Annotated in this window: 10 protein-coding genes; 1 reads left to right on the top strand and 9 read right to left on the bottom strand. The window is 59.0% G+C overall.

Annotation, left to right across the window (positions count from 1 at the left end):
- The first annotated feature begins 329 nt into the window (after positions 1-329).
- The gene (locus NYR54_RS18740) at positions 330-1,244 is read left to right on the top strand and encodes a dihydrodipicolinate synthase family protein (RefSeq protein ID WP_261517229.1); all 915 of its coding nucleotides are present in this window, start codon (positions 330-332) and stop codon (positions 1,242-1,244) included.
- A 169-nt stretch (positions 1,245-1,413) separates the two neighbouring features.
- On the opposite strand, the gene NYR54_RS18735 is transcribed toward NYR54_RS18740, so the two are convergent.
- From NYR54_RS18735 to NYR54_RS18695, 9 genes are all read right to left on the bottom strand, one after another.
- Positions 1,414-2,922: a tripartite tricarboxylate transporter permease gene (locus NYR54_RS18735; protein WP_261517228.1), complete on the bottom strand. Its 1,509-nt coding sequence runs from the start codon at positions 2,920-2,922 to the stop codon at positions 1,414-1,416.
- An 11-nt stretch (positions 2,923-2,933) separates the two neighbouring features.
- Positions 2,934-3,446: a tripartite tricarboxylate transporter TctB family protein gene (locus tag NYR54_RS18730; protein ID WP_261517227.1), complete on the bottom strand. Its 513-nt coding sequence runs from the start codon at positions 3,444-3,446 to the stop codon at positions 2,934-2,936.
- Positions 3,446-4,408, bottom strand: coding sequence for a tripartite tricarboxylate transporter substrate binding protein (locus NYR54_RS18725; RefSeq protein ID WP_261517226.1), 963 nt, complete (start codon positions 4,406-4,408; stop codon positions 3,446-3,448). The genes NYR54_RS18730 and NYR54_RS18725 overlap by 1 nt, the downstream gene beginning before the upstream one ends.
- A gap of 410 nt (positions 4,409-4,818) precedes the next feature.
- Entirely contained in the window at positions 4,819-6,525 is a 1,707-nt protein-coding gene (locus tag NYR54_RS18720; protein WP_261517225.1) for a dihydroxyacetone kinase family protein, read from the bottom strand.
- A 20-nt stretch (positions 6,526-6,545) separates the two neighbouring features.
- Positions 6,546-7,832, bottom strand: coding sequence for a TRAP transporter large permease (locus NYR54_RS18715; RefSeq protein WP_261517224.1), 1,287 nt, complete (start codon positions 7,830-7,832; stop codon positions 6,546-6,548).
- A gap of 19 nt (positions 7,833-7,851) precedes the next feature.
- Positions 7,852-8,370, bottom strand: coding sequence for a TRAP transporter small permease (locus NYR54_RS18710; RefSeq protein WP_261517223.1), 519 nt, complete (start codon positions 8,368-8,370; stop codon positions 7,852-7,854).
- Between the two features lie 84 nt (positions 8,371-8,454).
- Positions 8,455-9,495, bottom strand: coding sequence for a TRAP transporter substrate-binding protein (locus NYR54_RS18705; RefSeq protein ID WP_261517222.1), 1,041 nt, complete (start codon positions 9,493-9,495; stop codon positions 8,455-8,457).
- A 107-nt stretch (positions 9,496-9,602) separates the two neighbouring features.
- Positions 9,603-10,403, bottom strand: coding sequence for an IclR family transcriptional regulator (locus NYR54_RS18700; RefSeq protein ID WP_261517221.1), 801 nt, complete (start codon positions 10,401-10,403; stop codon positions 9,603-9,605).
- Positions 10,333-10,615: hypothetical protein (locus tag NYR54_RS18695; protein ID WP_261517220.1), on the bottom strand; the 283-nt coding region annotated here is incomplete at its 5' end. The genes NYR54_RS18700 and NYR54_RS18695, both read right to left, overlap by 71 nt.

Below are 10,615 nucleotides of genomic sequence, written 5' to 3'. Positions count from 1 at the left end.
TCTACGCGGCTCTGGAAACTGAAGCCATGGCCGCGTAACTAAACCAAATCAGCCTCCGGCAAACCCGGCGCGGTTCACGGATCCCAAAAAGAACTAAACCGCTCTAGCCTTTGACAGGTCCGTCGTTGCCGCGAGAGCCGGCATGAAGGTGCTGAACCTTGAAAGTCCGTTCGATCTCAACCTCCGCCCGGCGGCGATCGCTAAAAGTCACTGATAATCCGCCCTTTCCGGCTCTCAAGCTTGACATTGCCGGTGTCGGTTAATAGGCTCGATTTCTGAGATGTCATCCCGGAATAAGGGATAATGTAAGCGTCAATCTTGGACATGAATTGGAGGATCACTTGCCACAGATCGATAAGGCCGCACTCAAGAAGAGGTTGCGGGGTATTCTGCCGCCCGTCACCATGCCGTTTGACGCCAATGGCGCGCTGAAAGCCGATGCCATTGCCGAGCAGATCGACTGGACTATCAAGGCTGGTGCCAGCGGCGTCGTTGCCGGCGGCTCCACCGGTGAAGGGCATACGCTATCCACCGAAGAGTTTGTGGACGCCATGCGGGCAACCGCCGAGGCGGTCGACGGTCGGGTGCCATTCGTCGCCGGCCTGATCGTCAACTCGACTCGAGAGGCGATCGAGCGAACAAAGCTGATTTCCGACCTCCAGGTTGACGCGCTCCAGGTCACGCCGGTCCACTACCTTTTCCAGCCTGGCGAAGACGCCACCGTTGAGCACTTTCGCCGCATCTGGGAGGAAACTGGCGTTCCGGTGATCATCTACAATGTGATCCCGTGGAACTATCTGTCGGTTGATCTGATGCTACGCATCATGGAAGAGGTACCAGGTGTCATCGGCATGAAGCAGTCGTCGGGGGACCTGAAGTCGGTTTCCGATCTGGTCCAGCGCGCACACTCCGACAACATCGTGCTTTCCGGTATCGACGCCCTTCTTTATTCGGCTTTCGCGCTGGGTGCGGATGGCGCCATTTCCGCTCTTACCGCTGCCTTGCCGGGCATTACGTCGAGGCTTTTCACCATCACAGAACAGGGCCGGCATGAAGAGGCACTGGAGATCCACAGAAAGCTCAACAAGGTGTGGAATGCCATGAGCCACGGCAACTTGCCCGCCTGCGTGAAATACATCCAGCATCAGCAGGGTCTACCTCTGTTCGCGCCACGCGCTCCAATGGAGTCGGTCAGCGATGCGCAGAAGAAGCGCATTGACGAGGCACTTGATGGTCTGATCTGAGGCCTTCGTCTCCAGCCTGTTTGATCGGCGGGCGGCCTTCGGGTCGCCCGTTATTGTTCGCCGGTCAAGACGCTGTTGTCTCTTCACCGCGTCTAGCGCTTTCCTTGGCAGAGAAGAAAAACGGGCGGCACCTGAGCGCCGCCCTTGGACTTTGGCCACGCCTTGGCAATTACTCGGAGACTGATGGACCCGCTGCCTGAGCTGGAGACCGCCTCCTGAGCAGCCGTACGATGAGAGGGCTAATCCAAAGTAGGATGACAATCGCCCCCAGCGTGGCCGCAAGCGGACGGCTGAAGAAGCCAAGCGGATTGCCTTGCGAGATAATCATTGAAGTTGTGAAGTTGTGCTCGAGCATCGGTCCCATGACCATGCCCAGAATGATAGGGGCAACAGGGAAGCGGGCGCGGTGGAACACGTAGGCCAAAGCTCCGAAAAGACCCATCACCAGAATGCCGAAAACCGAGTTCTCAGCCGCGTACGCGCCAACCACTGAGAACACGATGATGCCTCCGTTGAGATAGGCCCGTGAGATCCTGAAGATTTTGTTTGCAGCCCGCACTGCTAGCCAGCCGAGGGGTATTAGCAACAAGTTGGCGATCAGGAAGATCAGCATCACCGCATAAAAATTCTGTGGGTTTTGGGTGAGCAGCTGAGGACCGGGATTGAGGCCCTTCATGAACAGAATTCCCACGGCGATTGCCGTGACCGCATCACCGGGAATGCCGAACACCATCGCGGGAATCCACGCTGCCGAAAGGGCCGAGTTGTTGCAGGCACCGGCCTCTACCAGACCTTCCTCATGTCCCTTGCCAAACTTTTCCGGTGTCTTGGAGAATCGTTTGGCCATGGCGTAGGAAATCCATGCTCCGAGATCACCGCCTGCCCCCGGTAACGCTCCAATTAAGGTACCGAAAGCCGAGCCACGCCATAGGTTGACCTGATACTTGCGCAGAATGGCACCAATCCCCTTGTAGGGGTTCTTAACCTGCGCTGCCGCAGTTAGCGCTGTTGCTCCGGGCCTGTATTTCAGCATCTCTCCGATAGCAAACAGGCCGATCATGGCCGGGACAAAAGAAATTCCTCCCATGAGGTCGACGGTGCCGAAGGTAAATCGCGGCGTCCCGGTCAGCGGATCCATGCCGATGGTCGACACCGAAAGGCCAAGGAAAAGGGCGAGCAGACCCTTGAGCGGTCCGCCGGACGAGATAAGGCTGGCGCAGGACAGGCCAAGCACGGCCAGCCAGAAATACTCGAAGCTTGAAAAGCGCAGTGCCGCCTTCGCAAGCATGGGCGCCGTAATGGCCAGCACCACAAAGCCGAACAAGCCACCAATGCAGGACGCGACTATGGAAATTCCCAGAGCTTGGCTGCCACGTCCCTGCTTGGTCATGGCATAAGCTTCCTCGGTATATGCCGCTGAGGAAGGCGTGCCGGGAATGCGCAACAGAGCGCTCGGTATGTCGCCTGCAGCGATCGCCATGGCGGTGCATGCAATGACCGTCGCTATGGCCGGGATGGGTGACATGTAGAAGGTGAACGGGACCAGGATAGCCGTGGCCATTGTCGCCGTCAGACCCGGGATTGCACCGACAAAGAGACCGAACATGCACGAGAGCACAATGGCAAGCAACGCCTCCTGGGTTGCGACCAGTGCGACCGCCTGAGCAAATGTCTCCATCGAGCAGCCTCCTAGAACAGGCCTGCCGTGGGCAAGGGCACGCGCATAAGGATATGGAAGAGCGTATAAGTGGCTCCCGTAATCAGCGCCGATGACAGAGCTGCGCCCATGACATTCGTGCATCCGGCAAGCGTGACGGCAAAAGCGTAAATGCCCGTGGTCAGCGTGAAGCCGAGATAGGGCATGACCAGAAACGTGAACAGCAAGCCTCCCAGGACGATCGCCGAAAACATCAACGATCCTGGCCCCTCGTCTTCCGCCTCGACGCCCTTCCTGCCCGCGCGAACATTTATGAATGCGCGGATGGCCAGAGCTGCCCCGCCCAGCATGAATACCGCCCCGCAGACCGACGGTACAAGGCCTGGCCCAATTACGGTATTGGGTATCGATACCGGGAAACCTTGGGTGCCGCACCAGAGTACGGCACCCAGGGCGACGAAACCGATTCCAAGCCCAAGATCAATGAGTGGTGGCGTGTCCAGCTCGTCCGGGACGGCGTTGGCGGTTTCAGTCTCCCCGGCCATCACTTCGCCAGCCCCACCGCCTTCAGCGCTTCACCGAATGAGGCATCGCGATCGGCAAGATAGGTGGTAAAGTCGTCGCCTCCAGCCCAAGCAGGGCTAAATTGGCGCGCGGCCATGAACTCGCTGTATTGGTCGCTGGCTACCACCTTTTCCAGCGCGGCGACGAGCTTGGCCCTTATGTCGTCTGGTAGACCCTTCGGAGCAGCCAGACCGCGCCAGCCGCTCATTGAGACATTGACGTCAGATGCCTCGGCTACGGTGGGCACATCCGGAAAGGACGGATTGCGCTTCGTATCAAGTGTCGCGAGCGCGCGGATCTCGCCTGCGTCCATCAGTGCCTTGGCTTCCGGGAACTGCACGACGGCAACCTGGATGGCGCCAGAGGTCAGCAACTGCAAGGCAGGAGCAGCACCTTCGCTGGGGACCCAGAACACTTTGTCGCCACCTGCAGCCTGAACGAGTGCAGCGTACGACAGATGGTTTACGCCGCCGGTGTTGGCGCCGCCGGCGGGAATCGAGCCAGAATCGGCACGGATGGCATCAACCAGGTCCTGCAGTGTCTTGTAAGGCGAGTTGGCTGCCACGAAGAACCCTCCGAAATCGGCGTTGTACAGCCCAATTGGAGTAAAGTCCTTGTAGGATAGCTCGGTTTGGTCGAGCCAATGGAACATTGACAGTTCGGTGGTGATATTGCCGAGCGTATAGCCATCAGGCGTTGCGGTGGAGATCTCGGTATGACCGATCACGGACCCCCCGCCGGGTCGATTGATGACGTTGATCGGTTGGCCCAGTTCCGCCTCGAGCAGCTGTGCCACAATTCTTGCAGTCGCATCTGAACCGCCACCGGCGCCCCACGGCACAATCAGGGTAATCGGACGGTCAGGATAGGACTGGGCAACGACAGCCCCGACCGACAGGACCATGGCCAGAGCTCCGCCCGCCAAAGTTTTCCACACTTTCATTCTTAACCTCCCAGAAAGCTGCCTCTACACCCCGCGGAAAGCTGCGTTTCCACCGCATCAACCGCAAATTGGTTATCCCGGATTGTAGGACTTGTGTCAATAAAGCGGGAATGCGGGTGAGCGTTATTCAGTGTCCACAAGGGATGGTGCGACGCGAAAGACAGCTGGTAAAGGCGGCGGCACCAAAGGAAGACGTGGACGAGCACCACCTCGTGGTCAGAGTAACGGCGATGATACTCGCTGGGGCCGGATTTACGATCACTGCGGGACCGGCCCATCACGAGGTTTCCTGGAAGCGGGGGAATTGCGGTCCACCCCCAACTTCCGTGGTTCCAGACAAGAGGGGCAGCCCGTTGCGTATCCTGAAACAGAAGTGAGGCCGCCGGAAGACGGCCCCACCAGGGATCAAATCACGTTTGGGAAGAAATTCTCTGTCGAATGGCGTCCAGCCAAATGGAAACGGCCACTGCGCCACCGTCCTGCACACCCTTCACGCGTTCGCCGAGATAGCTGGCGCGTCCAAGGGTCGCTATCATGTCTTCGGTTGCCGCAGCACCTGCCTGTGCAGCAGAAGCAGCGGCTGCAAAGGCTTCTACCGGATCGGTGCCGGAGCTGAGCGCCTTGGCCCATGCCTCGGCCGCCGGACGCAGAGCATCGACCATCGTGCGATTGCCGACGCGGGCGCCTCCCAGTTCCTCAACGGAAGCGACAGCCGCTGAAAAGGCCCGGCACCAGTCTTCCGCGCAGGCGGCATTCCTGCCCTCAAGCTCGGCTGCGGCGCGGAACAGGCCTACCGCATAAAATGGGCCGGAGCTGCCGGCAATCGCGCGGCGCAGGGCGTCCGCAATGGCCCGGCAGGCACTTGCCGGCGTATTGAACGCTTCCGGTGGCAAGGCGCGGATCGCCTCTGCGCCTCGAGCCATACTGGCTCCCAGGTCGCCGTCGCCCGCCTGACTATCAAGATCTGCGAGGAGAGGTTCCTCGGCCATCAGACGCGCGGCAACGGCAAGGGCCACCGAGTGGATTTCGTCAGCCTGAGGACCTCGAGGCTCCGAATATGAGCTGGCATTGAAGGTGGAAGGCGTCGGAACCAGACGGCGGCAGTCGGCAATACGACCGTCGCTGGTCCAGCCGCGGGCAGTAGTGGGGGCATCGAGCGCATCCAGAAGCCGATCATTAAGTGCGAGGAGGCTGACCGAGCAGCCGGGCATGTCGAGCGCCGACAGATAGGTCCCCGTGTAAAGTCGCTCCACTGACAGTCCAAGCTCGCGCGCCCGTGCAAGTGCTCGCCGCGCGACTACTGCGAGCTCGATGGGCGGAGTTGCGCCGAGGCCGTTGACGAGAATGGCCACTCTTTGGCCAGCCTTGAGGGCCTTGTCTGCGACGATGGTATCGACCAGACGGTCCACCAGCATGTCGGCTGGCTGCATCTTCATACGCTCGACACCCTTCTCGCCGTGGATGCCGAGACCAATTTCGATCTCGTCATCCCCAAGAGTGAAGCCAGGCTTGCCAACCGAAGGGACGATGCATGGGCCAAGCGCGACGCCCATGGTGCCTACAGCCTCGGCGGCTTCGCGGGCCAGCGCGGCAACCTCACCGATAGAATGGCCGTGTAATGCGGCGGCGCCTGCGACCTTGTGAACGAGCACCGTGCCTGCAATGCCGCGGCGGCGTTCCGGTGCCACAGTATCGCGCAGCGCCACATCATCGGCCACAACGACGACTTCCGTGGGAATTCCCTGAGCGGTGGCCATTTCAGCGGCCAGTCCGAAGTTCAACCGGTCCCCGGTGTAGTTCTTGACGATCAGTACCGCACCCCTTGGACCCGCCACGGCCTTGATGCCGGCGAGCACGGCATCCACACTTGGAGACGTGAAGACATCGCCCGCGATGGCGGCGGAGAGCATGCCATCACCCACATAGCCTGCATGGCCGGGCTCGTGGCCGCTGCCGCCACCCGAAAGGACAGCAACTGGACGCTGTTCTGCGGGCCTATCGTCCAAACGGATGAGCACGTTCTCCGTTTCGAGCAGAGCCAGTCCGGGTGTCGTATCGACCAGGCTTTCGAGAACCTCGCGGACGAGATTGCGCGGGTCGTTAATCAGTTTCTTCATGGCAAAACCTGCATTTCAGTTCAGTTGATGAGACCAGCCCAACGCGGCAGCGCCAGCGAGACCTCAGGCACCAGCGCCAGGATGAGGAGAAAGACCACCTGCACGGCGTAGAAAGGCAGCATAGCAACGCAGATCGTCTCGATCTTGAGGCGGCTCACGCTTGCGGCGGCGAAGAGACATGGCCCCACAGGCGGAGTGGTGAGACCAACGACCAGCGTCAGTGCCATCACAATGCCGAAATGGACGGGGTCAATGCCGCCGCTCACGGCTACCGGAGCCAGTATCGGTGCCATGACGATGAGTGCCGCGCCGGAATCCATGATCATACCGACAACAAGAAGCACGCCGATGATGAGGAGGAGCAGGATCACTGGATCGGAAGCGAGGCTGATAAGGAACTTGGCGATATTTTCGGGGATTCGCTCGAGGCCGATGAACCAGCCAAAGACATTCGCGGTGGCTAATACCATGAAGACGGTCGAGGTCATTATGCCCGCTCGCAGTAAGCAACCGGGGATGTCCGAGAACTTGAGCGTGCGCTTGATGAAAAGACCAATGATAAGGACATAGGCGACCGCAACGGCTGCGGCCTCCGTGGCGGTGAAGATACCGCTCATGATGCCGCCAAGGATGATGACGGGCATGAGCAGCGGAAGCGCGGCGTTAACAGTTATGGAGACAAATTCGCGGGGACTGATCCTGGTCTCGCGTCGTGGGAAGTCATATTTGCGAGCCAGGAAAACGACCACCAGCATCAGCAGCGCCGTAAGCAGCAGCCCTGGAACGATCGCGGCAAGAAATATGGCTGCCACGGAAACCTGGGCGACCGACGCATAAAGCATCAGGATGATGCTTGGCGGGATAATCGCGCCGATAATGGATGAGGCTACGGTGAGCGCAGTCGCGAAGCGTTTGTCATAGCCCATCTTTTCCATCGCTGTGATCTCGATTGAGCCAAGGGTGGCAATGTCCGCAAGGGCCGAACCTGACATGGTCGAAAAGAGTGCGCTGCCGATCACGTTCACATGGGCGAGTCCGCCACGCAGCCAGCCGACAAGCGCATCCGCGAGCTTGACGATGTCTTCGATGGCCCGCGATGCTGTCATCAGCTCGGCAGCCAGGAAGAAGAATGGGATTGCCATGATCGTGAAAACGTTGAGGCCAGCAAAGACACGCTGCGGGACGAGCAGCAGGAACTGCGAGCCTCCCGCATCGAACAGGAGCCAGACTGAAATGATCCCAACCACGAAGGCGATCGGAATGCCGATCAGCATCAGAACGGCAAATACTATCGCTACAAGTGCCATCAAGAACTCCTGGACGCGTTCAGCTGACCAAGGTCGGCGGTACAAAAGGCGACTGCTGCCGTATCGCCCTCCGCCATCCTTCGATCGAGACCGCGATCGTCTGGACCAGCATCATGAGGCCGCCAAGCGGCATGGCGACATAGGCCACAGCCATGTTCATGCCGAGGGACGAAGAAATCTGGCGCGGGCCCATCTCGATGGTCATCCGCCAGCTGTACCAGATGAAGATGACGAGGAACGCAGCAATCAGCAGGTTGCCAACGATGTAGATGACGCCACGCAGGCGCATCGGCAGGGTATCAACGATGAAGGTTATGCCAACGTGGTCCATCTGCCGAATGGCGATGCTCGAGGCAATCATCGTCACTGCAACCATGAGGAAACGTGCAGCCTCGGGCGGCCAGGCCATGGGCACTGGGATCACGAACCGAAAAAATATGCCGATCAGAACCGACAGCACCATTGCGGTCATGATTAGAATGGTCAGCAGCTTGGCCAGCGCAAGCAAGAAGTCGGCAGCCTTCAGGAAGACAGCCATGCGCATCCCTCCACCTTGTTGATATGATTAGCCCATTGGAAATGGGGCGGATCCTCCCGAACCCGCCCCGGAACCACTCGGGCGTCAGTTGGCAGCCAGCCTGGCTTCCGCAGCTTTGACGGCGTCGAGGAACTTGTTAACTTCCTCTTCGCCGAACTGGCTTTCCATCCATTCGAGGACCTTGGGCTGAGCTGCCTCACGGAAAGCAGCGATCTGCTCGGGGCTGGCGGTCGTGATTTCCACGCCGCGCTTGCGGAACTCATCGATCACGTCGCTGACCAGTGTCTGCGAAACACCCCGACCGGCAACGGAAGCTTGGCGCCCGGCAATCGTGATGGCTTCGCGAAGGTCGGGCGGCAGCGCTTGATACCAGTCCTCGTTCACGACGATGAAGACGAGACTGTAAACGTGCTGATCGATCGTGGCGTACTTGAGCACCTCCTGCAGGTTCTGCTGGAGCGTACCGATAACCGGCAGTTCGGCACCGTCGACAACACCCGTCTGAAGTGCATTGTAGACTTCAAGCCACGGAATGGCGGTGGGCAGAGCGCCGAGGCTCGAGACCATTTCCTGGTGAGCCGTGATCTCCATGGTGCGGATCTTGAGACCACTCATGTCTTTCGGTTCGGTGACAGGGCGAATGTTGTTGGCCCAGATGCGGAAACCGGCGTTCTCTCCAACCGCGATGGCACGAATTCCGGTTGTCTCAGCCATCTCATTGAGAAGCTGCTGACCCCATTCTCCATCCATCACATCCCACGCCACCACCGCGTTCGGGAACACGTAGGGAATGGTGGTCAGCTGGATTTTGGGGAAGAATCCAGAGACTGTGCCCTCGTTGGGTGTTGCAGCTTCAAGAATTCCTGCCTGTACGGCCTCCAGGTTTTCACGCAGATCGCCAAGTGTTCCGCTCGGATAGAGTTCGACAGCGATGCGGCCGCCCGACAGTCCTTCCAGTGAATCCTTAAAGGTGCGCATCATGGCGTAGGTGTGATTTGGATAAGTCATGTCGCCCACGTGGGATAGGGGCGGATCCACGTTCGGCAAGCGAATCTTGTACTCCTGCGCGCTGGCGATCGAGCCCACCGTCAGCAAGGCGGCTAGGCTGGCGACGAATCTGTTCATTCCGGCTTCTCCTCCCAATGGAAGTCATTGGCATGCTCACAGAAACTGGCACACCCCTCGGGCAACAAATCCCGTATTCCGGAACATCATCTAGTTTTTCGGATGTGTCAAGTCGACTGCGTAGTGTCTTCCTCATAGCCTAGATGTTTGGAAATCTGCATCGCATGATGGATGACGATTGCAGCCACGGCAGCGTCACGGTCAGGAGGCAAGTGTAGCGCGGCAGCATTGGCGCTGATGCTCGCAATAACGCGGCCGAATTGGTCGCGAATCGGAGCTCCCACGCAACGCAATCCCGGTTGGTGCTCGGAATTGTCAACTGCGTAACCACGCTGCCTTACCAGGGAGAGCTCGTCGCGCAGTTTATCGCCATCGGTGATGGTCGTGTCGGTAAAACGCTGCAAGCCGGCATCAATCACGCGCTGCACCAACGTCTCTGGTTGAAAGGCAAGTATGGCCTTGCCAATGCTGGTGCAATGCATTGGCGCATTTTCTACTAGGTTGATCGGTGTATGGCCTCCGGGCAAAGGTTCGGCCCGATGGACAACGACCGCGCGTTCACCGCCGAACACCGCAAGATGCACCGAAAGGCCGGTCATGCGGCCAAGCGCGTCGATGAAGGGTCGCGCCTCTCGATAAAGATCCATGTTGGCAAGAACAATGTTGCCATAGGTGAAAAGCTTGATGCCCAGACGATAGCGCTCGCGTTCGCGATCCTGGTCAAGCAGCCCCACCTCCTTCATGGAGGCCAATAGTCGATGAGTTGTGCTGCGCGGGTAACCCGTCATTCGGCAAATGTCCGCAAGCGACAGCGCCCGATGCGCCGTCGAGAAACAGTCAAGGATCGTCGATAACTTGTGAAGCGACTTGAGGTTGTCTTTGCTTGACGGTGTTTTCCTTCTGGGCATAGCTGAGAATCCGCGATTTCCCACAATCCGGAATATCCAATCGTTTGCCTTCACACAAGATGAACGACGCAAGTGTCACCGAACCAAGTCCAGGAATTCTAAAATACAGAAAAATAATTCCGTGATGCGGGATATGTGTCAACGGCGGTGCAAAATCCGGCCACGCGGCGGCGCAAAACCAGGCCAGGTGGCAGTGGCCTGCGCCATGGCGC

Source organism: Chelativorans petroleitrophicus (assembly GCF_025398195.1).
GTDB classification, from domain to species: domain Bacteria; phylum Pseudomonadota; class Alphaproteobacteria; order Rhizobiales; family Rhizobiaceae; genus Chelativorans; species Chelativorans petroleitrophicus.
The sequence above is the reverse complement of the archived record's forward strand: the minus strand, read 5'-3'. Positions and strand labels throughout refer to the sequence as shown.